The 21,400-nt window shown below is 72.2% G+C and carries 25 protein-coding genes; 14 read left to right on the top strand and 11 right to left on the bottom strand.

Features of this window, described 5'->3' with window-relative positions:
- Positions 1-61: 61 nt before the first annotated feature.
- On the bottom strand, positions 62-535 hold the full coding sequence (locus tag JAN01S_RS04125; protein ID WP_068314109.1) for a pyridoxamine 5'-phosphate oxidase family protein: 474 nt from the start codon (positions 533-535) through the stop codon (positions 62-64).
- A gap of 160 nt (positions 536-695) precedes the next feature.
- Here JAN01S_RS04125 and JAN01S_RS04120 point away from each other — a divergent pair, with 160 nt between their 5' ends.
- Together JAN01S_RS04120 and JAN01S_RS04115 are read left to right on the top strand one after the other, a co-directional pair.
- Positions 696-1,487: an isocitrate lyase/PEP mutase family protein gene (locus JAN01S_RS04120; protein ID WP_068314105.1), complete on the top strand. Its 792-nt coding sequence runs from the start codon at positions 696-698 to the stop codon at positions 1,485-1,487.
- A gap of 20 nt (positions 1,488-1,507) precedes the next feature.
- Complete coding sequence (locus JAN01S_RS04115) at positions 1,508-2,311, top strand: hypothetical protein (protein ID WP_068314102.1); 804 nt, start codon at positions 1,508-1,510, stop codon at positions 2,309-2,311.
- 67 nt (positions 2,312-2,378) lie between these two features.
- Here the strand turns inward: JAN01S_RS04115 and JAN01S_RS04110 are convergent, their stop codons facing one another.
- The gene (locus tag JAN01S_RS04110; protein ID WP_068314099.1) at positions 2,379-2,828 is read right to left on the bottom strand and encodes a methyltransferase family protein; all 450 of its coding nucleotides are present in this window, start codon (positions 2,826-2,828) and stop codon (positions 2,379-2,381) included.
- A 167-nt stretch (positions 2,829-2,995) separates the two neighbouring features.
- Positions 2,996-3,808: an AraC family transcriptional regulator gene (locus JAN01S_RS04105; protein ID WP_068314096.1), complete on the bottom strand. Its 813-nt coding sequence runs from the start codon at positions 3,806-3,808 to the stop codon at positions 2,996-2,998.
- Positions 3,809-3,886: 78 nt separating this feature from the next.
- On the opposite strand from JAN01S_RS04105, the gene JAN01S_RS04100 reads away from it, so the two are divergent.
- On the top strand, positions 3,887-4,396 hold the full coding sequence (locus tag JAN01S_RS04100) for a VOC family protein (protein ID WP_068314190.1): 510 nt from the start codon (positions 3,887-3,889) through the stop codon (positions 4,394-4,396).
- Between the two features lie 18 nt (positions 4,397-4,414).
- On the opposite strand, the gene JAN01S_RS04095 is transcribed toward JAN01S_RS04100, so the two are convergent.
- On the bottom strand, positions 4,415-5,425 hold the full coding sequence (locus JAN01S_RS04095) for an aldo/keto reductase family protein (protein ID WP_068314093.1): 1,011 nt from the start codon (positions 5,423-5,425) through the stop codon (positions 4,415-4,417).
- 94 nt (positions 5,426-5,519) lie between these two features.
- Positions 5,520-6,320 carry a maleylpyruvate isomerase family mycothiol-dependent enzyme gene (locus JAN01S_RS04090; protein WP_068314090.1) on the bottom strand — a complete coding sequence of 267 codons (801 nt, stop codon included), beginning with the start codon at positions 6,318-6,320 and terminating at the stop codon, positions 5,520-5,522.
- Positions 6,321-6,392: 72 nt separating this feature from the next.
- Between JAN01S_RS04090 and JAN01S_RS04085 the strand changes: the two genes are divergently transcribed.
- Positions 6,393-6,980, top strand: coding sequence for a hypothetical protein (locus JAN01S_RS04085; protein WP_068314087.1), 588 nt, complete (start codon positions 6,393-6,395; stop codon positions 6,978-6,980).
- A gap of 15 nt (positions 6,981-6,995) precedes the next feature.
- Here JAN01S_RS04085 and JAN01S_RS04080 read toward each other — a convergent pair whose 3' ends face one another.
- On the bottom strand, positions 6,996-7,982 hold the full coding sequence (locus JAN01S_RS04080) for a WXG100 family type VII secretion target (RefSeq protein WP_068314084.1): 987 nt from the start codon (positions 7,980-7,982) through the stop codon (positions 6,996-6,998).
- A 97-nt stretch (positions 7,983-8,079) separates the two neighbouring features.
- Here JAN01S_RS04080 and JAN01S_RS04075 point away from each other — a divergent pair, with 97 nt between their 5' ends.
- The gene (locus tag JAN01S_RS04075) at positions 8,080-8,907 is read left to right on the top strand and encodes a Rossmann-fold NAD(P)-binding domain-containing protein (RefSeq protein WP_157075590.1); all 828 of its coding nucleotides are present in this window, start codon (positions 8,080-8,082) and stop codon (positions 8,905-8,907) included.
- 26 nt (positions 8,908-8,933) lie between these two features.
- Here the strand turns inward: JAN01S_RS04075 and JAN01S_RS04070 are convergent, their stop codons facing one another.
- A complete protein-coding gene (locus JAN01S_RS04070; RefSeq protein WP_068314081.1) occupies positions 8,934-9,977 on the bottom strand; it encodes a WXG100 family type VII secretion target in 1,044 nt (347 codons plus the stop codon).
- 93 nt (positions 9,978-10,070) lie between these two features.
- Between JAN01S_RS04070 and JAN01S_RS04065 the strand changes: the two genes are divergently transcribed.
- On the top strand, positions 10,071-10,853 hold the full coding sequence (locus tag JAN01S_RS04065; RefSeq protein ID WP_068314078.1) for an acyl-CoA thioesterase: 783 nt from the start codon (positions 10,071-10,073) through the stop codon (positions 10,851-10,853).
- 145 nt (positions 10,854-10,998) lie between these two features.
- Here JAN01S_RS04065 and JAN01S_RS04060 read toward each other — a convergent pair whose 3' ends face one another.
- On the bottom strand, positions 10,999-12,513 hold the full coding sequence (locus JAN01S_RS04060) for a DEAD/DEAH box helicase (protein ID WP_068314074.1): 1,515 nt from the start codon (positions 12,511-12,513) through the stop codon (positions 10,999-11,001).
- Positions 12,514-12,723: 210 nt separating this feature from the next.
- Between JAN01S_RS04060 and JAN01S_RS04055 the strand changes: the two genes are divergently transcribed.
- Complete coding sequence (locus JAN01S_RS04055; protein ID WP_068314185.1) at positions 12,724-13,311, top strand: hypothetical protein; 588 nt, start codon at positions 12,724-12,726, stop codon at positions 13,309-13,311.
- 32 nt (positions 13,312-13,343) lie between these two features.
- Positions 13,344-13,613, top strand: coding sequence for a hypothetical protein (locus tag JAN01S_RS04050; RefSeq protein WP_068314071.1), 270 nt, complete (start codon positions 13,344-13,346; stop codon positions 13,611-13,613).
- Between the two features lie 176 nt (positions 13,614-13,789).
- Here the strand turns inward: JAN01S_RS04050 and gdhA are convergent, their stop codons facing one another.
- Positions 13,790-15,145, bottom strand: a complete 1,356-nt coding sequence (gene gdhA, locus JAN01S_RS04045) for an NADP-specific glutamate dehydrogenase (RefSeq protein WP_157075589.1) — start codon at positions 15,143-15,145, stop codon at positions 13,790-13,792.
- 123 nt (positions 15,146-15,268) lie between these two features.
- Between gdhA and JAN01S_RS04040 the strand changes: the two genes are divergently transcribed.
- Genes JAN01S_RS04040 through JAN01S_RS04025 form a run of 4 tightly spaced genes read left to right on the top strand, consistent with a single transcriptional unit; the run spans position 15,269 to position 17,241 of the window.
- Entirely contained in the window at positions 15,269-15,583 is a 315-nt protein-coding gene (locus JAN01S_RS04040) for a GNAT family N-acetyltransferase (RefSeq protein WP_068314068.1), read from the top strand.
- 19 nt (positions 15,584-15,602) lie between these two features.
- Positions 15,603-16,520 carry an exodeoxyribonuclease III gene (locus JAN01S_RS04035; protein ID WP_068314065.1) on the top strand — a complete coding sequence of 306 codons (918 nt, stop codon included), beginning with the start codon at positions 15,603-15,605 and terminating at the stop codon, positions 16,518-16,520.
- Between the two features lie 9 nt (positions 16,521-16,529).
- Positions 16,530-16,886 (top strand): arsenate reductase (glutaredoxin), encoded by a 357-nt coding sequence (gene arsC / locus JAN01S_RS04030; protein ID WP_068314062.1) that lies wholly within the window; start codon positions 16,530-16,532, stop codon positions 16,884-16,886.
- A 34-nt stretch (positions 16,887-16,920) separates the two neighbouring features.
- Positions 16,921-17,241 carry a putative quinol monooxygenase gene (locus tag JAN01S_RS04025; protein ID WP_068314059.1) on the top strand — a complete coding sequence of 107 codons (321 nt, stop codon included), beginning with the start codon at positions 16,921-16,923 and terminating at the stop codon, positions 17,239-17,241.
- A gap of 78 nt (positions 17,242-17,319) precedes the next feature.
- Here JAN01S_RS04025 and JAN01S_RS04020 read toward each other — a convergent pair whose 3' ends face one another.
- The gene (locus tag JAN01S_RS04020; protein ID WP_157075588.1) at positions 17,320-18,537 is read right to left on the bottom strand and encodes an amino acid adenylation domain-containing protein; all 1,218 of its coding nucleotides are present in this window, start codon (positions 18,535-18,537) and stop codon (positions 17,320-17,322) included.
- An 88-nt stretch (positions 18,538-18,625) separates the two neighbouring features.
- On the opposite strand from JAN01S_RS04020, the gene JAN01S_RS04015 reads away from it, so the two are divergent.
- Positions 18,626-19,687 (top strand): App1 family protein phosphatidate phosphatase, encoded by a 1,062-nt coding sequence (locus JAN01S_RS04015; protein ID WP_068314053.1) that lies wholly within the window; start codon positions 18,626-18,628, stop codon positions 19,685-19,687.
- Positions 19,680-20,540, top strand: coding sequence for an Fpg/Nei family DNA glycosylase (locus JAN01S_RS04010; RefSeq protein ID WP_068314050.1), 861 nt, complete (start codon positions 19,680-19,682; stop codon positions 20,538-20,540). Before JAN01S_RS04015 ends, JAN01S_RS04010 begins: the two co-directional genes overlap by 8 nt.
- 36 nt (positions 20,541-20,576) lie before the next feature.
- On the opposite strand, the gene JAN01S_RS04005 is transcribed toward JAN01S_RS04010, so the two are convergent.
- Entirely contained in the window at positions 20,577-21,305 is a 729-nt protein-coding gene (locus JAN01S_RS04005) for a FadR/GntR family transcriptional regulator (RefSeq protein ID WP_068314179.1), read from the bottom strand.
- Between the last annotated feature and the right edge of the window lie 95 nt (positions 21,306-21,400).

The raw sequence follows: 21,400 nt of genomic DNA, 5'->3' as shown, positions 1-21,400 counted from the left end.
ACGAGCGCGCGTCGTCGCCCCGGGCGGGGCGGCGCGACCCGTCGGGGGCGCGGGGCATCGATCAGAGGCTGACGGTGCCGGTGTCGCCGAGGTCGGGCCGCCCGTCGCTGACGAGCCCCTTGGCCATCTGGACGACCGTCGCCACCGTGCCGGGCGAGGTCCAGTAGCGCGCGGTGTCGGCCGTGACCGTGATCAGCGTGCTGTTGGGGTCATCGGGACCGCCCTCCATGAAGGCCCCCGCCGACGCGTCCCACAGCCGCTCGAGCAGCTCCCGGTCGTGGTTGCGTCGGGCCGTGCCGCTGACGCTCACCCAGCCGTCGTCCGTGGCGTACGCGATGTTGACCTCGGGGTGGGCCGCGATCGCCCGCACCTTGTCGGTGTCGGCCTCGGTGATGAAGTGGATCGTGCCCGGGTCGTCGAGGTCCTGGGTGCCCATCGGCACCGACACCAGACGTCCGTCCTCGACGTGGGTGAGGACGGCGATCCTCGTCTCCCGCATGATCGTGGCGACAGTCTCGATCTCGGTCTCGCTCATCGTGCGCTCCTTGTGCTCTCGGGCGGTTCGCTGGCTGACTACCCGCTTCACCCGTGTCGACACGCGGACCTGCGGATCTGAGGCGCACCGCTTCGCCCGGGATGCTGGGCTGATCGGCTGAGGCCTTGTCGCCCCCTTCGCCAGTTGGGAGGGTGGAGCCATGAGCGATCTCAAGAGCCTGGCCAGCGACCTCCTCCGCCTGCACCACACCGACGAGACCCTCGTGCTGCCCACCGTCTGGGACGTGTGGTCCGCGCGTGCGGTCGTCGACGCAGGCTTCCCCGCGGTGACGATCGGCAGCCACCCGCTCGCCGACTCCCGCGGTCAGCAGGACGGCGAGGGGATGACCCTGGACGACGCGCTCGACGGCATCCGTCGGATCTGCTCGGCCGTGCGCGTGCCGGTGAGCGCCGACGTCGAGTCCGGCTACGACACCCCGGCCGCCGAGCTCGTCGAGCGGGTCCTCGACGCGGGCGCGGTGGGCATCAACGTCGAGGACACCGTGCACTCGCAGGGCCGGGTGCGCGAGGTGGCCGAGCACGCCGACTACATCGGGGCGCTGCGCCAGGCCGCCGACGAGGCCGGCGTCGAGCTCGTCATCAACGCACGCACAGACGCGCTGCTCCACGGCACCGACCGCTTCCCCGACCCCGTCGCCGAGGCGATCACCCGCATCCGGGCGTGCGAGGAGGCCGGTGCGCGCTGCGTCTACCCGGTGAAGATCCCCGACGCAGCCACCCTCGCCACCCTCATGGAGGCGACCTCGCTGCCGCTCAACGTCACCGCCCACCCCGTCGACGGTGCTCCCTCGGGGTCCCTGCAGGAGCTGCGCGACGCGGGGGTGCGCCGGGTGACCTTCGGCCCGCTGCTGCAAAAGGCGCTCACCCAGTCGGTCGCCGAGCTCACCGGCCCGTGGCTGGGCCGGGCCGGGTTGGCCGACCGGTCGGACTGACCTCCGGCAGACTCGGGCGCATGCGACCCCTCCCCCAGCACTGGCAGCTCGCGAGCGCCGAGGTCGAGCACGAGGGGCGGCGCTTCCCCCTTCGCATCTGGGGGTGGTCGGCCGAGTCGGCCGCCGACGCGGCCATGCGCGCGCAGCACCGGCTCGCCGCGGCCGTCGACCAGCTGACCCGCGGGCGGGCCGGCTTCGACTACTACCCCCGCACGCCCGTGCGCGAGGAGGTCCTCCACGAGGTGCGCGGGGCCGACGGTGCGCTGATCGGGGCCGTGACGCGCAACCGCATGGGCGTCGAGGTGCTCAACACCGACGTGCTGCTCGTGGCCGACGTCGACCTGCCGCCCCAGCGCAAGTTCTTTCGGACCGTGCAGCCCGACCCCCGGCCTGCGCTCGAGCGCATCGCCCGGTGGGCGGCCGCGCACCCGGACCTGGGGGTGCGGACCTATCGCACTGCCGCCGGCCTGCGCGTCATCATCACCGGGATGGCGAGCGGGCCTCCCGACCTGACGGCCCTCGTCGACCTCGGCTCGGACGACCTCTACGTGCGGCTGTGCGGACTGCACGAGACCTCCCGGGCCCGGCTGACGCCGAAGCCCCACCGCGTCGGCATGCCGCGGATCCGCGTGAACTGGCCGTACCTCGGTGACACCCAGCGGATCGCGGAGAAGTGGCTCAGGGACTACGAGCGGGCATGTGCGCGCCGTGCCGTGTGCGAGCTGTTGTCGGTGACCGGTCCGGCTCCCGACGGGGACGCCGCCGTGCTCGTCGACCTGCACGACCGGGCCACGCAGGCGACCTCGGGCCAGCAGTTGGCGTGAGCCGGCCCGGGCGCGGGCCGGCTCACGGGCGCGGGCAGACGCGGGCGCGGGCTGGTCCCGCCCAAGGTCACAACCAGCGCCGCACGCTCGCCACGTAGTCGCCGTAGGTCGAGCCGAAGCGGTCGCGCAGCGCCTCCTCCTCGGCCGAGACCTGGAAGGTGTCGATGACCCCGACGAAGCCGGCCACCGGCAGGATGGCGAGCAGGTTGCGGCGGTGGATCGCGTAGCCGGCGAGCAGCAGGGCGTCACCGAGGTAGATCGGGTTGCGGGAGTAGCGATAGATGCCCTGGCGCACGACCTTGCTCGCGTCGGCCGGACGGGTCGGATCGAGGGTCGTGCCAGCGGCGCGGATCTCCCGGATGCCGGCGGCCGCGACTCCCAGGCCGGCCGCGGCGACTGCCGCTCCGAGGAGCGAGGTGGCCGGTGACGTGGACGACCCGCGGCTCAGCAGGCGTTGCGCCGCGAGCGAGGCCAGCCCGACGACGGGCGGCGAGCGCAGGATCGAGAGGGGCTCCATGCACCAACGGTAGTCGCGTCGGCGCTCCGTGGACAGGCCCCGCCGATGACGAGGAACCTCCCCCCTCCGCGATTCGAAGAAGATCCGCGACCAGGATGTCGCGCTTCTTCTTCGACTCGCCGTTCCTGGGCCGGGCTGTGCCGCGACCCAGCCGTCCGGACACTGAGTCAGGCTGACTCAGTGCCCCCGGCGCGGTACCCGGTCGGGGTGAAGCCGAGCATCCTGCCGAACTCGCGTGTGAGGTGGGCGTGGTCGGCGTAGCCGAGGTCCGCGGCGATCGTCGACAGGTCGGCTCCCGGCTCCTCACGGACGCGCTCGGCCGCCTCCTGCAGCCGGCGGCGACGGATGATCTCCCCCGGGCTCATCCCGACGTGCGTGCTCGCCAAGCGCTGCACGGTGCGCACGGACGCACCCAGTCGCGCGGCGAGGTCGTCGACCCGCAGCAGGGAGGGGTCGCTGTCGGCCAGCTCGACGAGACGCCGGGCCGGGACCGCGTCGGGATCCGCGGCCACCGCCGCCCCCACCTGCGTGGCGAGCCAGACCTCGAGCAGCCGCGCTGCGGCGGTGTGCCGTTCGTCCGCGTCGCCCGGGCCGTCCATGACCCGGGTGACGTCCGCGTGGAGGCGGGTCGCCCCCTTCGTCTCGGTGTCGCGGTCCCGCAGCGTGCCCACGTCGCCGACGAGCGCATGGGCCGCCCCCGGACGCAGCAGGGCGCCCACGGCCCAGCCGCGCCCGGTGAGGTCGCGCCGCCAGGCCCGGGAGACCGGGCCGTACGCCCGGACCGCGTCGGCCTCGACGACGAGCTGGCACGCAGGGAAGGGCAGCGTCAGCGCCTCGTGCACCGCCCCCTCCGGCAGGTCCCACTCCGGCACCCAGAACCACCGCGCGAGGGGCTCTCCCTCCGCCGTCGGGAGGATCCGGGAGACCGGCGCCCGGGCGTCCGGACGCAGCTGGCCCTTGCGCGGGATCGCCTCGCTCACGGGCCGAGCGTAGGGGCACCCACGAGGTTGGCGCAGATCTTCAAGCGTCCCGCCCTCGGGCTGCCTAGCGTCGTGCCCATGGACACCACCACCGCAGCGACCGGCCGGCACACCGACCAGGGCGTGCCGCACGGGTTCACCAGCCTGACCCCCTTCCACACCGTGCACGACGCTCAGGGCGCGATCGCGTGGTACGAGCGGGTCTTCGGCGCGCGCACGGTCGACGTGACGCACATGCCGGACGGGAAGGGAGGGACGCTCGTCGCGCACGCGACGCTCGACTTCGGGCGGGGCCGGCTGCAGATCTCCGACCCGATGCCGGACTTCGGTCTCGTCGCACCCCACGAGGACGACGTCGTCTGCTCCTCGATCGCGCTCTACGTGCCCGACGTCGACGCCGTGGTCGCCGAGGCGCAGGCCGCGGGCGCGACGGTCCGGGAGCCGCTCGCCGACTTCGTCTCCGGCGACCGCTTCGCCTCGATCCGCGACCCGCACGGGCTGCGCTGGGCCGTCATGACCCGCATCGAGGACCTGTCCGACGAGGAGTCGGCGGCGCGGGTGCGGGAGTGGGCGGCCGGGCAGGGGTGAGCCCGGCCGCCCCCGCGGTCAGCTCGGGCGACGCTTGGGCGCGTTGGCCTCGGTCAGGCCGGCGTCGCGCTCGACGTGCTCGCCGAGGACGGCATCGATCTGCGCCAGGACCTGCGGCTCGAGCGTCACGCCGGACGCCGCGACGTTTTCCTCCACCTGCTCCGGGCGGGAGGCGCCGATGATGGCCGCGGCGACGTTGCGGTTCTGCAGCACCCACGCGACGGCGAGCTGGGCCATCGACAGGCCCACCGCGTCGGCGATGGGCCGCAGCCCCTGGACCGCGGTGAGCAGGGCGTCGTTGCCGACCCGCCCGGAGATCGAGCCGCCGACCTCCTCGTGGGCGGCGCGGCTCCCTTCGGGCAGGGGCTGACCCGGCTGGTACTTGCCGGTGAGGATCCCCTGGGCCACGGGGCTCCAGACGATCTGCGACAGGCCGAGCTCCTCGCAGGTGGGGACGACTTCGTCCTCGATGACCCGCCAGATCATCGAGTACTGCGGCTGGCTGGAGACGAGCCGGATGCCGAGGTCGCTGGCCAGCCGGTGGCCCTCGCGGATCTGGTCGGCGGTCCACTCGCTGACGCCGATGTACAGCGCCTTGCCCTGGCGCACGACGTCGGCGAAGGCCTGCATCGTCTCCTCGAGCGGCGTCTCGGTGTCGAAGCGGTGCGCCTGGTAGAGGTCGACGTAGTCGGTCTGCAGGCGGCGCAGCGACCCGTCGATCGACTCGCGGATGTGCTTGGCCGACAGGCCGGAGTCGTTGTGGCCGCCCGGGCCGGTCGGCCAGTAGACCTTGGTGAGGATCTCGAGCGACTCGCGCCGCTGCCCCTTGAGGGCCTCGCCGAGGACGGTCTCCGCCTTGGTGTTGGCGTAGACGTCGGCGGTGTCGAAGGTCGAGATGCCGTGGTCGAGGGCCGCGCGGACGCACGCGGTCGCGGCGTCGGCCTCGACCTGCGAGCCGTGGGTGAGCCAGTTGCCGTAGGCGATCTCGCTGATCTTGAGACCGCTGTTGCCGAGGTATCGGTACTCCATGAGGCTCACGCTACGCCTCGCGATCCGGGGGAGGTCACGACCCTTCGAGACGCCCGGCCCGCGGGCGGCCTCGCTCCTCAGGGGCCGTCGCGGATCAGGGGGTGACGTTGAACCGCCCGAGCACGATGGCCGCCGTCCCTTCGTCCCCCGTGACGGTGACGTCGGCGTCGGCCGGGTCGAGCCGACCGCCGGTGAGCAGCAGCCAGGTGGCGTCGTCCATCTCGAGGGTGACGTCGCTCCCTTCGCTCGGGTCGAAGGGAGCCGCCCTCCCGTCGTCGCCCACCCGGGCGGCGAGCACGCGACCCTGCGGGCCGGAGATGTGCGCGACGACGGCGGTGCCCGTGGGCAGCCGGCGCAGGGTCATCGGGAAGACCTTGGTCATGATCCCGGCGACGTGAGCGGCACCCGCGCTGCTCGTCACGACGGGGCGCCCGGTCGCCCTGCGGACGTCCTGCTCGTGCACCCACAGGTCGATGGGCCGGTTGCGCAGCCACGTCGCGATGTCCCAGCCGATCTCACCGGCGAAGCCCGGTGCGAGCGCCCGCGGGTCCGAGACGTCGAGGTCGGCGAGGGCCTCGCGGCGACGCGCGCACGCGGTCTCGAACTCGTCGAGCAGCTGTGCGGCAGAGCGTCCCCGGCGCGCCGCGACGCCCGTCTCGGTGATGTCCGTCGACATCGGCTGGTTGGCCCGGGCCTCGAGATCCACGCGCCCACCGTCGGGCTGCGGCATGCCGGCAGCCTCCGACTCGAGGTGCGCGAGGTGGGCCAGCACGTCGCGGACGGTCCAGCCGGGCAGCGCAGGCTGGTCCCAGTCGGCGTCGCTGAGGTCACGCAGGACGGCGAGGAGGTCCTGGGAGGTCTGCTCCCACAGGGCGAGCGGGTCAGGTCGCGTCATGACCTCACCCTAGGTGTCCTGGCGATGCGACGATGGAAGCCACGGCACCCCCGCACCCTCAGGAGGGCATCCATGCTCGACGCCATCGCCGCAGGACTCGACGAGCGCAACCCCGGCATCGCCACGATGATCCGGTCGAGCCACACCCGAGCCACGCCCGTCCCCGTCGAGGCGCTCGGACCCTGGCAGGTCGTCGACGTCACCCACGACGGGACAGCGCACCCGCTGCGCTGGTTCCTCGGGCACGAGCCGACGACGGGCGAGACGTGCGTCCTCAGCGGCCACCAGGAGCACTGGGCGCAGGTCATCGAGGGGGCGCAGGTCCGCGACGCCGCCCAGGCTGCCGAGCTCGCCGGGGTCCACTCGGACGCGACGCGCGACATGGGCCTGGGCTACACCCGACTGGGCTCCGTCGACGACATCCGCTGGCTGCCCCACCCGACAGACACCCAGCGCGAGCGCATCGCAGACCTCACCCGCGACTTGGCGCGCGTCATCACCGCGCCGACCGCCACGGGTGGAGGCCCCTGGGAGGTCACGCTGTGGACCGTCACGGACGGTGACCTGCTGCGCCACGACGTCGTCGTCCGGACCGACGGCTCCGTCACCGACCGGCTGGTCGTCGTCGAGGCCAACCTGCCGGTCCCGCAGGCCCGCTGAGCCCGGGGGCGTACCTCAGTTGGCCTTGCGCCAGCCATCCTCGTAGTACTCCGGATAGGTCTTGCCGTCGGTGCTCGTGACGACCTCGCCGTCCTCGTAGCGCTTGCGCACGGCTGCGCGACCTGCGTCGTCGGCAGCGTCCTCGCTCTCACCGTCCTCGATCGCCTCGTTGTACGCCTTGTCGTACGCCCGCTCCATCCCGTCCCGGCCGACGCTCTCGCCGGACATGCGGCGCTCCTTGGCGTAGTAGATCTCTTCGACATTGGCCTCGGTCTCGTTGTCGAGCTGGGTGTCGACGTACTCCTGCCGCCCCATCTCCTGGACATCTCCCGCCTCGCCCTCGACGTCCCACTCGGCGTGCGATGCCTCGTGGATGATCGCGTACGCTCTCTGGTAGCCCTTCCCGAGCACCATGACGTCGTGGTCAGGGGAGTAGTAGGCGCCCTTGACGTCATCGTCGAAGCGGATACTGATGTCGTTGTCCGCGAGGTACTGCAGGGTCGCCCGTCCCCGCGGGGTCTCGAGCAGCTCCTTGATGGCCTTCTCGTCCGGGTCGGCGCCTTCGGGGAGGTCGACATTGCCCTCGCCCGGGTCGACGGGCGCCTCGTCGTCCGGCACGTCGCGCACGGCACTGCGACCCGTCAGGTTGTCGCGGAACCTCTGGAAGTGATTGCGCTCGTCCTCAAGCTCCGGGCTGTCCGCCGCTCCCCCGCCGCCGGCCCGGCTGGTCGCGCCGGCGCTGGCCGCAGTCTGGTCGCCCGCTTGCCACGCGAGGTCGGCACCCATCCGCTCGAGGAGGCCGCTCGACGCGTCGAGCTGCTGGCGCGCCAGGTCCCAGTCCGATGCGAAGGCCTCCACGTCCGGCCCCTGCCATGCCTCGGCCAACACGGTGAGCATCTGGGTGCCCCTCAGCCCGATGGTCCCCGTGGTGTGCGACAGCTGGCGCAACTCCCCCACGATCGCACCCAGCCGCTCGGTGTCCGCACCGTGACTGACCGTCATCGGTCCCCCTTCGTCGTCCGTCCTCGACAGGTTACGAGTCCGGCCGCGCGGTGGCGACGGGGAGCACTCCCCTCGGAAACCGTGGCACGATCGTCCGGTGAAGACGGATGCTGCCCCCCTTCGCGCCGCGCTGCTCGGGTGCGGTGACCTCGGCTCCCGCGTGGGCACCGCCCTCCAGACGAAGGGGGTGGACGTCACCGGGGTGCGTCGCACGGTCACGGCCCTGCCGCCGCACATCCGGGGCGTAGCCGCCGACCTCGCGGCCGGGGACGTGCCCGACCTGCCCGCCGACCTGCTCGTCATCACGATGACCCCGGACCGGCGCGACCCCGGCGGCTACCGCACGACCTATGTCGACGCGGTGCGGCACGGGCTCGAGGCGGTGCTGCGCGCGGGCACTCCCCGGCGGGCGGTGCTCGTGTCGTCGACGAGCGTCTACGAAGGGCTCGAGGGCGATCTCGACGAGACGACCGACGTGGCGCCGCAGTCGGATCGGCCGCGGATCCTGCTGGAGTCGGAGGCGCTCTTCCACGAGGCACTGCCTCACGGCACGGTGCTGCGACTCAGCGGGCTCTACGGTCGGCCGGGCGGGCGACTCGTCCAGCGGGTGCGCGACGGGGAAAACCACGACCCGGGCCGGTGGACCAACCGGATCCACCGCGAGGACGCCGCCACCGCGATCACCCACCTGCTGACGATCCCGGCCGAGCCGGCGGCCCTCTACGTGGGCACCGATGACGAGCCGGCGTCCGCGGGCGACGTTCGGGACCTCGTCGCCGACGAGCTGGGCATCGCGCGACCGGCGCCGACCGGCGTGCAGACGCCGACGGGGCGGCGGATGCGCAACGCGCGCCTGCGGGCCGCGGGGGTCGAGCTGCGCTACCCGACCTATCGCGAGGGATACGCCGCGATCCTGCGCGGCTGACCCGGCGGTCTGCGCCTCCCCGTGGCCTAGCCGTTGGCCTCGGCCCACTGGTCGGCGTAGTACTCCTCGTAGCCCTCGCTGGTGGTGGAGGTCTCGAACTCGACGAACCCGTCCTCGCCCTCGACAAACATCTCACGCACTCGCTCGCGCCCCGCGGCGTCCGCCTCCTCCGGCGTCCTGCCGGCCTCGATCGCCTCGTTGTAGGCCCCGTCGTAGTTGACCTCGGCGGCGCTCTGCTCGACCGGGTAGCCGCGCATCCGCATCTCCTTGTCGTAGTAGATGCCCTCCGTCGTGGCCTCGGTCTCGTTGTCGATCGAGGTCTGGACGTACTCCTCCTGGGAGACCGTCGTCGGGTCGACCGACTGTCCCTCGACGTCCCACTGGGCGTGGCTCGCCTCGTGGATGACCGAGCCCGCGTCCCCGGAATCGCTGACGTACATGGTGTTTTTGGCGGGGCTGTACGCGGCGCCCGACCCCTTAGGGTCGCCCATCTTCACGCCGTTTTCCGCCATCCAGTTGAGGGTCTCGCGCCCTCGCGGTGACGCCATGAGCTCCTTGACGACCGCCGAGTCGGGGTCAGCGCCCTCGGGGAGGGTGACCCCGTCGACGCCGGGGTCGACGGGTCGGTGCTCCTCGGGCACGGAGGTCACCGGCTCGTCACCCCACAGCCCCACGCTCGCGAGGCCGCCGAGCATGCGGTCGATGAGGCCGGTCCGCATGTACGGGGCGGCGTCGTCCTCCGGCTCGGGCTGGCTTGGCCCCGACGCACGCGCCGGCCCGGCGCCGGCAGGTCCGGTGCCGGCACTCCCTGCGTCCTGGTCGTCGGCCTGGCGCTGCAGCTCCTGCTCGAGCCGGCTCAGCAGGTCCGCGGCCGCGTCGACCTGCGGCCGCATCCACGACCACTCGGCCTGGAACTGCTCCATGTCCGGCCCCATCCACGACTCCGCGAGGACGGTCAGGAGCTGGCTGCCGGTGAGCCCGACGGTGCGGGTCACGTCCGCGGACTGCCGCAGCTGACCGGCGATCTGGCCAAGTCGCGTGGTGTCGGCGCCTTCGCTAACCGGTGCCATGCCTCCCCTTCGTCCGTGGTGTCTGCGACGACCATACGGAGTGGCCGGCGGCCGGGCGATGGGGAGGCCTCCCCCCGGCTTATCGTGACGCTCATGGAGATGCAGGAGATGCTCGACCAAGCGGCGACCGGCGACGTCCACGTCGAAGGGGGGTGGGGCCAGGGCCGGGCCACCTTCGGTGGGCTCGTCGGCGGGCTGCTCGTGTCGGCGATGCTGCCGCACGTGCCCGAGGCGGCGTCGCTGCGGAGCCTGACGGTCAACTTCGTCGCGCCGGTGGTGCCCGGTGCCGCGCAGGCTGAGGTCGAGGTGCTGCGCTCGGGCAAGAGCGCCACCCAGGTGCTCGGGACCCTGCGGCAGGAGGGCGCGCCGGTGGCGGTCGCGCTCGGGGCCTTCGGTGCGCCGCGCGAGTCGGCGATCAGCGTGGCTGCGACCGCCGAGGCGCCGCAGATGGCGGCCCCGGAGACGATCGAGCCCTTGCCCTACATCGCCGGGATGACGCCCGACTTCTTCCAGCACCTTGAGATGCGGCTGGCCGACGGCGGCTTCCCCTACTCCGGGGCGTCGACGTCGCACATGGACGGGTGGATGCGCTTCCGGCAGGCGCCGCCGACCTTCGACATCCGGCACTTCGTCACGCTCGTCGACTGCTGGCCCCCGGCCGTGGTGCAGATGCTCTCCGAGCTCAAGCCGGGCAGCAGCATGACGTGGACGCTCGAGATCGTCGACGACGTCACCGCCGAGCCCGACACGCACTGGGCCTACTCGGTGCGCACCGACACCGCCGAGGGCGGCTACGCGCACACCGATGCTCGGGTGTGGCACCCGGACGGGCGGCTCGTCGCGATCAGCCGGCAGACGGTGGCGATCTTCGGCTGAGGGCTGGGGTGAGCGGCGGGCCCGCTCAAGAGCTGGTGAATCGAAGAAGGAGCGCGACCTGTTGGTCGCGCTCCTTCTTCGAATGGCGTGCTGGTTCTTCGGATGAGGTGCCGGGGGCGTCGACCCAGCTCCGCTCAGTTGTGGGTCAGCGGGAGCGGCCCGTGCTGCTCGAGCTGAAGGCCACGACGCTGCCGCCGCGGCTGGCGCCCTGACGGCTGCCGCCACCCTGACCGCCACGGCGCTGACCGCCGTTGCCGCCGCGGGACTGACCGCCCTGACCACCGGAGCGGCCCTGCCCGGAGCCGCCACCGTTGCGGTTGCGACCGGCGCCGCCGCGCTCACCGCGCTGACGCTGGCCACCCTGGGCGGAGCCACCCTGGCCGCCACGACCACCCTGGCCACCGCCGGACCGGCCGCGACCGCCGCCGCGGGAACCCCCCTTCGCTCCGCCGTTGCCCTGCTGCGGGACGTCGGGGACGAAGGCGCCGGGGAAGGACCGCTCGCCCGGGGCCAGCTCGCCGAGGAGCTCGTGGCCGACGGAGACGCGGGTCGTCGTCGGCTTGATGCCCGCCTTGCGGGTGAGGTCCTTGACGTCGCGGACCTGCTCGTCGGTCATGAGCGTGACGACCGTGCCCTCGGCGCCGGCGCGCGCGGTGCGGCCGGAGCGGTGGAGGTAGGCCTTGTGCTCGACCGGCGGGTCGGCGTGGATGACGAGCGAGACGTCGTCGACGTGGATGCCGCGGGCGGCGATATCGGTCGCGACGAGGGTCTGCGCGGTGCCGGAGTGGAAGGCCTCCATCGTCCGGGTGCGCGCGCTCTGGCTGAGGTTGCCGTGCAGCTCGACCGCGGGGACGCCGGCGGCGTTGAGCTGGCGGGCCATCTTCTTCGCGCGGTGCTTGGTGCGGGTGAAGACGACCTTGCGGCCCGGCGCGGCGACGAGGTCGGTGAGGACAGGCAGGTGGTCCGCGTTCTTGATGTGCAGGACGTGGTGGGTCATCTTCGCGACCGGCGACTGCGCGGAGTCGGCCTCGTGGGTCACGGGCTGCTCGAGGTAGCGCTTGACGATCTGGTTGATCGCGCCGTCGAGGGTGGCGGAGAAGAGCATCCGCTGGCTGCCGCGCGGGGTCTTGTCGAGGATGCGCTTGACGCCCGGGAGGAAGCCAAGGTCGGCCATGTGGTCGGCCTCGTCGAGGATCGTGACCTCGACGGAGGACAGGTCGACGTGGCCCTGGCCCATGAGGTCCTCGAGGCGGCCGGGGCAGGCGACGACGACGTCGACGCCCTTGGCGATGGCCTGGACCTGGGGGTTCTGGCCGACGCCGCCGAAGACGGTGCGGCTGCGCAGCCCGACGGCCTGCGCGAGCGGGGTGAGCGAGTCCTCGATCTGGATCGCGAGCTCACGGGTCGGGGCGAGGATCAGCGCGCGGGGACGCTTGGACTGCCGGCGGGTGCCGGACTCGACCAGGCGCGCGACGAGCGGCAGGAGGAAGGCAAAGGTCTTGCCCGACCCCGTGCGCCCGCGGCCGAGCACGTCGCGGCCGGCGAGCGAGTCCGGCAGCGTCGCCGCCTGGATCGGGGTGGGGGTGGTGATGCCCTGCTGCTCCAGCACGGAGGTCAGGGCGGTGGGCACGCCGAGGTCGGCGAAGGTCGTGGTCGTCACGAAAAAAGGGCTCCAGACGGAGTCATGATGCTTCGGTTCTGCCCGGCGCGGGTGCCTGCCTGCACGGAGCAGGGGCGGTCGCGGCGCGATGGCATCGTTGCAAGAAGAGGAGCAGCACGCTGCAGAACTGGGCGGCTGCTTCGTCAATTGTAGCGGGCGCAGGGGGTGGGTCCGGACCACTGAGCGCGGGGAGGGTGCCAAGCTGTGGCCATGCCGATCCAGATGCGCTCCTTCGCGAAGAACTCGCTGACGCCGCAAGAGCGCGTCGAGGTCGACCGGGTGGGGACACTCGCGGAGCACCTGCGGCAGGAGCTGGAGGAGCGCGAGATCGCGATCAACCAGGCGCACGTCGTCGGGGCCCAGAGCTCCGCGATCCAGGCGATCGTGTCCGAAGTCCTCAAAGACGAGCTGGGCTTCGGTGAGGAGGTCGTCCTCACTCCTCAGGACGGACTGGTCACGCGGGCCCGGCCAGACTTCGTCTTCCCACTCTCGTCAGGGCGGGGCGTCATGGCAGAAGTGGAGCGCGGCGGGACGGTCAACAACAACCATGACCTCAAGGACATGTGGAAGGCCCACATCGCCGGCGACGTCCAGCACCTCTTCCTCATCGTGCCGAACTCGAACTGGAAGCGGGACGGCGGAGCCCGCGAGAAGCCCTTCCCGAGGGTCATCAGCCGGGTGGGCGCGTTCTTCGGCAACGAGCGTCGAGAAGTCGATGTGCTGTCTGCCCATGTGTACGGGTACGGGCTGCTCGACATCGAAGCTGCGGTTCAGCTACATCCCGACGCAGGGAGCTGACGCCCCCTTCGTCCGCAGCTCACGGTGGGGCCATGACGCACTGTGACCCTGCCGACCGCTCCGCCCCCGACCACACCGCCGAGCTGACCGCCCTTCGCGCCCGGCTGTACTCACCCGAGCTCAGCGCCCTGGAAGCCGCAGCTATGCTCGCCGCCACCGAGTTGCTGCGAGCACACGAACAGGGGCGCTTCGAGATCTGCGACAACCCGCACTGCGTCGCCCTGATCTCACTCGCGCTGGGCTCCCCCTTCGCGCTGGTGCACCACGAGGAGGACGACTGCCCCTGCCACTGCCACGACTGAGTGCGCTCGGGCCTGGTCTCGAGGCTTGCTCGCTGCGCGAACTCGCACCTCGACCAGCGTGGGGTGAGTGGTCTCAGCCAGCCACAGTCCCGAGCGTCAGCCACACCACGAGCTGTGGCTGACCACACCAGGTGTGGCCAGCCACAGTTTGTCGCGGGGTGGGGTTTCGACCTCGATCAGATGACGCCCTGCGCCACCATCGCGTCGGCGACCTTGATGTAGCCCGCGAGGTTGGCGCCGGCGACGTAGTCACCGGGGCTGTCGAACTCCTCGGCGGTGGCGATGCAGTTGTCGTGGATGTCGCGCATGATCTCCTCGAGGCGCAGCTCCGTCTCCTCGAAGCCCCACGAGTCGCGGCTGGCGTTCTGCTGCATCTCCAGCGCGGAGGTGGCGACGCCGCCGGCGTTGGAGGCCTTGCCCGGGGCGTAGAGGACCTCCGCCTCGCGGAAGCCGTCGATCGCGCCGGGGACGCAGGGCATGTTGGCGCCCTCCGCGACGAGCTTGACGCCGTTCTTGACCAGCGTCGCGGCGTGCTCCTCGGACAGCTCGTTCTGCGTCGCGCACGGCAGGGCGACGTCGCACGGCACGTCCCAGATGGTGCCGTCGGCGATGTGGCGTGTCGATCCCCCCTTCGCCTCGGCGTAGTCGGTGAGGCGACCGCGCTGCACCTCCTTGATCTCCTGGAGGAGCTCGAGGTCGATGCCGCCCTCGTCGACGACGTAGCCGCCGGAGTCGGAGACCGCGACGACGGTGCCACCGAGCTGGTGGACCTTTTCGACGGCGTAGATCGCGACGTTCCCGGAGCCGGAGACGACGACCTTCTTGCCGTCGAGGGACTCGCCCTTCGCCTTGAGCATCTCCTGGGCGAAGAAGACGGTGCCGTAGCCGGTCGCCTCGGTGCGCACCTGCGACCCGCCCCACGACAGGCCCTTGCCCGTGAGGACGCCGGACTCGTAGGTGTTGGTGATCCGCTTGTACTGGCCGAAGAGGTAGCCCAGCTCGCGTCCGCCCACGCCGATGTCACCGGCGGGGACGTCCGTGTACTCGCCGATGTGGCGGTACAGCTCGGTCATGAAGGACTGGCAGAACCGCATGATCTCCTGGTCGGAGCGGCCCTTGGGGTCGAAGTCCGACCCACCCTTGCCGCCACCGATCGGCATGCCGGTCAGCGAGTTCTTGAAGACCTGCTCGAAGCCGAGGAACTTGATGATCGAGAGGTTGACGCTCGGGTGGAAGCGCAGCCCGCCCTTGTACGGACCGAGCGCGGAGTTGAACTCCACGCGGAACCCACGGTTGATCTGCACGTCACCGGAGTCGGTCACCCACGGCACCCGGAAGATGATCTGCCGCTCCGGCTCGCACATCCGCTTGAGGATCGACCACTGCGCGTACTCGTCGACGCGACCGGCGATCGGCGAGAGGGACTGCATGACCTCGTAGACCGCCTGGTGGAACTCGGTCTCCCCCGGGTTGCGGGCGATCACCTCGTCGAAGTGGTCCTGGAAGTTGGGGTGCAGCGCAGAGGCGGACATGCGTTCTCCTCGGGTGGCGGGCATGGGTCCGCGCCTCACGGTAACCGGGCGCGGGGCGTGAGGTCGTGGGCGTTCTGCAGGTGAGAAGGGAGTCACACGGGGGACGCGTGGGAGGGTGGGGCCATGAGCACTTCCGTGAGCCGGCAGAGCGACCCCGAGCGTTTCGAGATCACGAGCGGAGGGGAGGTGGCCGGGTTCGCCCAGTTCGTGGACCACGACGGGCGCCGGGTCTTCTTCCACACGGAGATCGGCGAGGAGTTCGGCGGGCAGGGCCTGGCCGGGATCGTGGTCGACGAGGCGATCAAGGCCACCCGCGAGGAGGGCCTGACGGTCGTCGCGGTGTGCCCCTACGTCAAGAAGTGGCTGACCAAGCACCCCGAGCACGCCGACATCAGCGAAGCGCCCACCCCCGCGGACCTCGCCGCGATCGACGGCTGAGCGGAGCACCGCACCACCCATGCGCGTCGCCACCTTCAACGTCAACGGCATCCGGGCAGCACAACGCCGTGGGTTCGAGGCCTGGCTCGCCGAGCGAGACCCCGACGTCGTCGCCCTCCAGGAGGTCCGCTGCCCGCCCGAGCAGCTGCCGAGCGGGGTCTTCGGCGGGTACCACCTCGCCTACGAGCCCGGTCACCTCGCCGGCCGCAACGGCGTCGCCGTGCTCACCCGCACCCGCCCGGCGGCCGTGCGCACGTGGGACGGCGAGGTGCTCCTGCGCGCTCCCGGCGAGGAGCACCTGCACACCGAGCCCTCCCCGCCGGGGACGATGGCGCGCGGGCTGTCCCCCTTCGCCTCCGAGGGCCGCTACATCGAGGTCGACCTCTCGGACGCCCCCGTGACCATCGCCTCCCTCTACCTGCCAAAGGGAGGCCTGCCCGCCCACCTGCAGAAGCCCAACGCGCGCGAGGCCCCCGACGGCGGGGCGCGCTACGAGCGCAAGATGGGCTTCCTCGCGTCCTTCGCCCGGCAGCTCGACCGCTCCCGCAGGGCGGCGAAAGCGGCCGGCCGCGAGTTCCTGCTCCTCGGTGACCTCAACATCGCGCACACCCGGCAGGACCTCACCAACTGGCGCTCGAGCAACCGGTCCGAGGGATTCCTGCCCGAGGAGCGCGAGTGGTTCGGCTCGATCCTCTCGCCGCGCACCCTCGTCGACGTCGTCCGCTCGGTCCACCCCGACGCCGACGGCCCGTGGTCGTGGTGGTCGTGGATGGGCGGCGCCTTCGACCGGGACGTGGGCTGGCGGATCGACTACCACCTCGCGACGCCGGGCCTGGCGAGACGGGCCGTGGCCGCCGGCACCGACCGCCCGGCGAGCGGGCCCGAGCGGGTCAGCGACCACGCGGCCGTCGTCGTCGACTACGCGCCAGCGGACTAGGTTGGCCCCATGAGCGATGTCACCGTGCTGCACAACCCGAAGTGCTCGACCTCCCGCGCCGCGATCGAGACCGTCGACGCCGCCGGCGTGCAGGCCGAGGTCGTCCAGTACCTCAAGGAGCCCCTCGACGAGGCCGCCCTGCGCGAGCTCATCGGCAAGCTGGAGGACGAGCCGACCGACCTGGTGCGGCGCGACTCCTTCTTCAAGGAGCAGGGCCTGACCGACGCCGACGTCGCGACGGTCGAGCAGGTCGTCGCCGTCCTCGTCGAGCACCCGCGCCTCATGCAGCGCCCGGTGGTCATCAAGGGCGACCGGGCGATCATCGGCCGGCCCAAGGACCGGGTTGCTCCCTTCGTCCGGGGCTGAGGTGCGGTGGGCGGGCGCGCGCTAGTGTGGCCGCATGATCCTCATCGTCGTGAAGTTCCGCACCAAGCCCGAGTACACCGAGCGGTGGCCGGAGATCGTGGACGAGTTCACCCGGGCCACGCGCGCCGAGCCGGGCAACATCTTCTTCGAGTGGTCGAGGAGCTTGGAGAACAAGGACGAGTGGGTGCTCGTCGAGGCCTTCCAGGACGACGCCGCCGCGGCCCACGTCGGCAGCGACCACTTCGCCGCGGCCATGGAGTCGATGCGCCCGGCGATCACCGAGACCCCGCGCGTCATCAGCCGCACCGTCGAGGGCAGCGGCTGGGACGAGATGGGCGAGCTGAAGGTCGACTGACCGCACAGCAGGACGTCCCCGGCGTCGCAGGAGCTTCACACTCTTGCGACGCCGGGGTTTTTTTGCCTGACCCGGACATCACGGGGCGGGTGAGACGACCCGCCGCAGCACCTCGTGGTCGAGCAGGTCGGCCACCGACACGCCCACGATCCGGTTTGCCTCAGGGTGCTCCCCGAGCTCCGCGACGACGGCGGCGGTGAGCTCGGCGACCGTGACCGGTTCGCCCGCTGCCCGCCAGACCACGGCCCCCGGACCGGCCAGGCGAAGGGGGCGTGCCCCGGCGAGCACGAGCACCTCGCCGTCGCAGGCGATCGCGTCCGACCACGGCGCCCGGACCACCCGGGGCGGGGCCTGATCCGTGCGCATTTCCCCGGGGGAATGCGCAGTCCGGGGGGTGGGCTCGGGTGCGGAGCCCTCCTCGTCGCGGGGCAGGCGCTCCTGCGGGCGCGGGGGCAGGTGCTCCCAGGTCGGCTCCACGCGAGCGGCCTGCGCCAGGTGCTCGGCGACGAGCTCGTGGCAGGTGTCGACCTCGGCGTAGACGAGCCGCGCGGGCGCGCCACCGGCGGTCACGGCGCGGGCGAGGCGGTCGAGGCCGTCGTCGAGCCACCACGTCGACGAGGTCTCCGGGAGCACGGCGAGCAGTTGGTCGACGAGCCCGACCGGCTCGATCCGCGAGGTGGTCACCGCGGGGTCGCGGGCGAGGGTGAGCAGGGCGGCGATCCGCGGCGCGGGCGGGGTCGGGCCCAGACCCGACTCGTCCGGCGATGGCTCCGCCTTGTGCCACCGCTCGGCGGGGTCGATGATCAGCGACGGCGGCTTGGGGTGCGGCGCGATCCGCCCGTCGCCGCGCAGCACGACCGACTCGTCGGTGACATAGCCGAGCCGATGGCCGAGCACCGAGGTCGCCGTCGACTTGCCGCCTCCGGAGGGGGCGACGAGCACGACCGCGCGGCCGTCGGCGTCGGCGAGCGCCGCGGCGTGCAGCAGGGTCACGCGGCCGCGCAGCCGGGTCAGGCCCAGTCGGGTGATCTCGCGGGAGAGGACATAGGGCAGGCGCTCGAGGTCGCCGGCGACGACCGTGGCTCCCGTCCCGTCGCCCGCCAGCCCGACGCGCAGCACGTGCGGCTCGTCGTCGAGCAGCAGGGTCGTCGGGTCGGCCGCGAGGGCGGCGCAGCGCCCCCAGCGGGCGCGCATCTCGGCGGCGGCAGCCGCGGGCAGCGCCGACAGGTCGAGGGTCCACGCGCACCCCATCGTCACGAGGTCCACCACCTCGTCCCCCGCCTCCTGCACAGCCACCGCGTGCACTCCCTTCGTCCGGCGTCACTCTGCCAGAGAGGCCCCGGTGCGGCGACGATCGCCGCCGACCGACCACTAGGCTCGGACCATGCCGCGACCACATGCAGCCGCGATCCTCGAGGACGCGTGGCACCGGCAGGTCGCCGGGGCCATGCGCCGCCGGGGCTGGGGCACCCGCGTGCTCACCTTCACCGGCTACGGCAATGCCGACAGGGTGCGCGTCCTCGGCCGCGTCCTGATGACCCGGCGCCCCTACGCACCGGCCGCCGCCGACGCCCGCGCGACGTGGCTCGAGCTGCGCACCGCCGACAGCGAGCGAAGGGGGTGGCGCAGCTTTTTCACCACCCCGGCCAGTGACGAGCCGGTCACCGTGCGCATCGGCGAGCGCGAGTTCCGCACCCGCGCGGACCGCTCGGGCCTGCTCGACCTGACCATCACCGACCACGGTCTGGCGCCCGGCTGGCACGACGTGGAGATCGCCTCGCCCCGTGCCGCCGACACGACGGCGGCGGTCTTCGTCGTCGACCCGGGCCAGACCTTCGGCATCGTCTCCGACATCGACGACACGATCATCACGACGACGATGCCGCGGCCGATGATCGCGGCGTACAACACCTTCTTCCGCCACGAGGGCACCCGACGTGCCGTGCCGGGCATGGCGACGATGTACCGGGAGCTGCTCGCCGAGCACCCGGGCGCGCCGATCGTCTACGTCTCGACGGGTGCGTGGAACGCGGTGCCCCAGCTGACCCGCTTCATGCGCCGTGCCGGCTACCCCCTCGGCCCGCTCCTCATGACCGACTGGGGCCCGACCAACACGGGGTGGTTCCGCTCCGGCCGCGACCACAAGCGGGCCTGCCTGCACCGCCTGGCCCGCGAGCTGCCCGAGATCCGGTGGGTGCTCATCGGCGACGACGGGCAGCACGACCCGAGCCTCTACGGCGAGTTCGCCGAGCAGCGCCCCGACCGGGTGCGCGCCATCGGCATCCGGGTGCTCACCGCGACCGAGCAGCTGCTGAGCCACTTCACCCCGATCGCCACCGACGACTACGAGCAGCACGTCGGCGTCGAGCTGCCGATCTGCCGCGCCGCCGACGGGTGGACGATGCTCGAGCAGATGCGCCAGGCCCTCGGAGGCGTGCGTGCCTGAGATGCCGGAGGTGCAGGGGCTCGTCGACTTCCTCGGCGAGCGCACCTCCGGGCTGGCCGTCGAGCGTCTCGAGCTCGCCTCGTTCTCCGTGCTCAAGACCTTCGACCCGCCGCCGCAGGCTCTCGAGGGTGCGCCGATCGACGGCGTCCATCGGCACGGCAAGTTCATCGACATCGACTGCGACGGCACGCACCTGGTGGTGCACCTCGCCCGTGCCGGCTGGATCCGCTGGTCCGACGAACTGCCCCGCACGGTGCTGCGACCGGGCAAATCGCCCATCGCGCTGCGGGTGCGCCTCGTCGACGGCTCCGGCTTCGACGTCACCGAGGCGGGGACGAAGAAGAGCCTGGCCGCCTACCTCGTCCGGGACGTGCGGGAGATCGAGCGTCTGGCGAGCCTCGGCCCCGACCCGCTCTCCGACGAGCTGGACCGTGAGGCCTTCGCCGCGCTGCTCGCCGGCCGCAAGACCCAGATCAAGGGGGTGCTGCGCGACCAGTCGCTCATCGCCGGGGTGGGCAATGCCTACTCGGACGAGGTGCTGCACGCGGCGCGGCTGTCCCCCTTCGCCTTGGCGTCCTCGCTCACGGACGAGGAGGTCGACACCCTCCACGCGGCCCTGCGCACGACCCTGACCGAGGCAATCGCCGCTGCCTCGGGCAAGCCGGCCGCCGAGCTCAAGGACGCCAAGCGGTCGGGGATGCGGGTCCACGGACGCACCGGCGAGGACTGCCCGGTGTGCGGCGACGTCGTGCGCGAGGTGAGCTTCGCCGACCGGTCGCTGCAGTACTGCGCCACCTGCCAGACCGGCGGCAAGCCGCTGGCCGACCGGCGCACGAGCAAGTTCCTCAAGTAGCGCGCCCCGGCTCCGGTCATGCAGGCCGCCAGCCGCTCAGTCGGCCGTGATGAGGCGCCACGCCGATCGGATGTGCTCCTCGGTGGCGACGGCCGCGCGGTCGGCATCACCGGCCCTGACGGCCTCGAAGATCGTCCGGTGGTCGGCCCGCAGGGCATCGGCGACCTCGTCCCACGCGCCGACGGTGCGGAAGGCGTCGAGGATCGGCAGCCGCATCGACTCGCGGATCGCGGCGGTGAAGTCGCGGGCCAGGTGGTTGCCGGCCGCCCGGGCCAGCATGACGTGGAAGGCGGTGTCGCAGTCGTTGAACCGCTCCCGGTCGATCCCGGACTCCTCCATCGTCTCGAGCAGCGCCTCCATCTCCGCGAGGTGCTCCGGGCTCGCGTGGGTGGCCGCGAGGCGCACGCTGAGGGTCTCGAGGGCGACGCGCACCTCGAGGACGTCGGGCAGGGGGAAGTTGGCCAGGGCCACGTGCAGCCGCAGCAGCCTCCCGAGGGCACCGCTCGGGACGGCCGTGATCATCGTGCCTCCGGCCGCACCCGCTCCGACGGCGGAGCGGACCACGCCCTGGGCCTCGAGCGTGCGGACCGCCTCGCGCACCGCGGACCTGCTGACCTCGAGCATCCGGGCCAGCTCCCGCTCGGCGGGCAGCGTGTCCCCCACGGACAGCCGACCGTCGAGGATGCGCGCGTCGACCCACTCGAGCACGACCTCGTAGGCCTTGAGGCCCGAGGCGGCCCGCTCGGTGCCGGCACCATCTGTCACGAGCACAGGATGTCACGGCCGATCGACCGGGACCATGAGGTCAGACCATTTCAGGAAGATTTGGTCTGACCATTGACGGGGGCATCACCGTGGCC

Source organism: Janibacter anophelis NBRC 107843 (assembly GCF_001570945.1).
Taxonomy (GTDB): Bacteria; Actinomycetota; Actinomycetes; order Actinomycetales; family Dermatophilaceae; genus Janibacter; species Janibacter anophelis.
Note: the sequence above shows the minus strand (reverse complement) of the source record. Positions and strands in the feature narration are given on the sequence as shown.

Coding starts and splice junctions, on each gene's coding strand:
- JAN01S_RS04125 (WP_068314109.1), bottom strand. CDS start 535: ATGAGCGAGACCGAGATCGAGACTGTCGCCACGATCATGCGGGAGACG.
- JAN01S_RS04120 (WP_068314105.1), top strand. CDS start 696: ATGAGCGATCTCAAGAGCCTGGCCAGCGACCTCCTCCGCCTGCACCAC.
- JAN01S_RS04115 (WP_068314102.1), top strand. CDS start 1,508: ATGCGACCCCTCCCCCAGCACTGGCAGCTCGCGAGCGCCGAGGTCGAG.
- JAN01S_RS04110 (WP_068314099.1), bottom strand. CDS start 2,828: ATGGAGCCCCTCTCGATCCTGCGCTCGCCGCCCGTCGTCGGGCTGGCC.
- JAN01S_RS04100 (WP_068314190.1), top strand. CDS start 3,887: ATGGACACCACCACCGCAGCGACCGGCCGGCACACCGACCAGGGCGTG.
- JAN01S_RS04095 (WP_068314093.1), bottom strand. CDS start 5,425: ATGGAGTACCGATACCTCGGCAACAGCGGTCTCAAGATCAGCGAGATC.
- JAN01S_RS04090 (WP_068314090.1), bottom strand. CDS start 6,320: ATGACGCGACCTGACCCGCTCGCCCTGTGGGAGCAGACCTCCCAGGAC.
- JAN01S_RS04085 (WP_068314087.1), top strand. CDS start 6,393: ATGCTCGACGCCATCGCCGCAGGACTCGACGAGCGCAACCCCGGCATC.
- JAN01S_RS04080 (WP_068314084.1), bottom strand. CDS start 7,982: ATGACGGTCAGTCACGGTGCGGACACCGAGCGGCTGGGTGCGATCGTG.
- JAN01S_RS04070 (WP_068314081.1), bottom strand. CDS start 9,977: ATGGCACCGGTTAGCGAAGGCGCCGACACCACGCGACTTGGCCAGATC.
- JAN01S_RS04065 (WP_068314078.1), top strand. CDS start 10,071: ATGGAGATGCAGGAGATGCTCGACCAAGCGGCGACCGGCGACGTCCAC.
- JAN01S_RS04055 (WP_068314185.1), top strand. CDS start 12,724: ATGCCGATCCAGATGCGCTCCTTCGCGAAGAACTCGCTGACGCCGCAA.
- JAN01S_RS04050 (WP_068314071.1), top strand. CDS start 13,344: ATGACGCACTGTGACCCTGCCGACCGCTCCGCCCCCGACCACACCGCC.
- gdhA (WP_157075589.1), bottom strand. CDS start 15,145: ATGTCCGCCTCTGCGCTGCACCCCAACTTCCAGGACCACTTCGACGAG.
- JAN01S_RS04040 (WP_068314068.1), top strand. CDS start 15,269: ATGAGCACTTCCGTGAGCCGGCAGAGCGACCCCGAGCGTTTCGAGATC.
- JAN01S_RS04035 (WP_068314065.1), top strand. CDS start 15,603: ATGCGCGTCGCCACCTTCAACGTCAACGGCATCCGGGCAGCACAACGC.
- arsC (WP_068314062.1), top strand. CDS start 16,530: ATGAGCGATGTCACCGTGCTGCACAACCCGAAGTGCTCGACCTCCCGC.
- JAN01S_RS04025 (WP_068314059.1), top strand. CDS start 16,921: ATGATCCTCATCGTCGTGAAGTTCCGCACCAAGCCCGAGTACACCGAG.
- JAN01S_RS04015 (WP_068314053.1), top strand. CDS start 18,626: ATGCCGCGACCACATGCAGCCGCGATCCTCGAGGACGCGTGGCACCGG.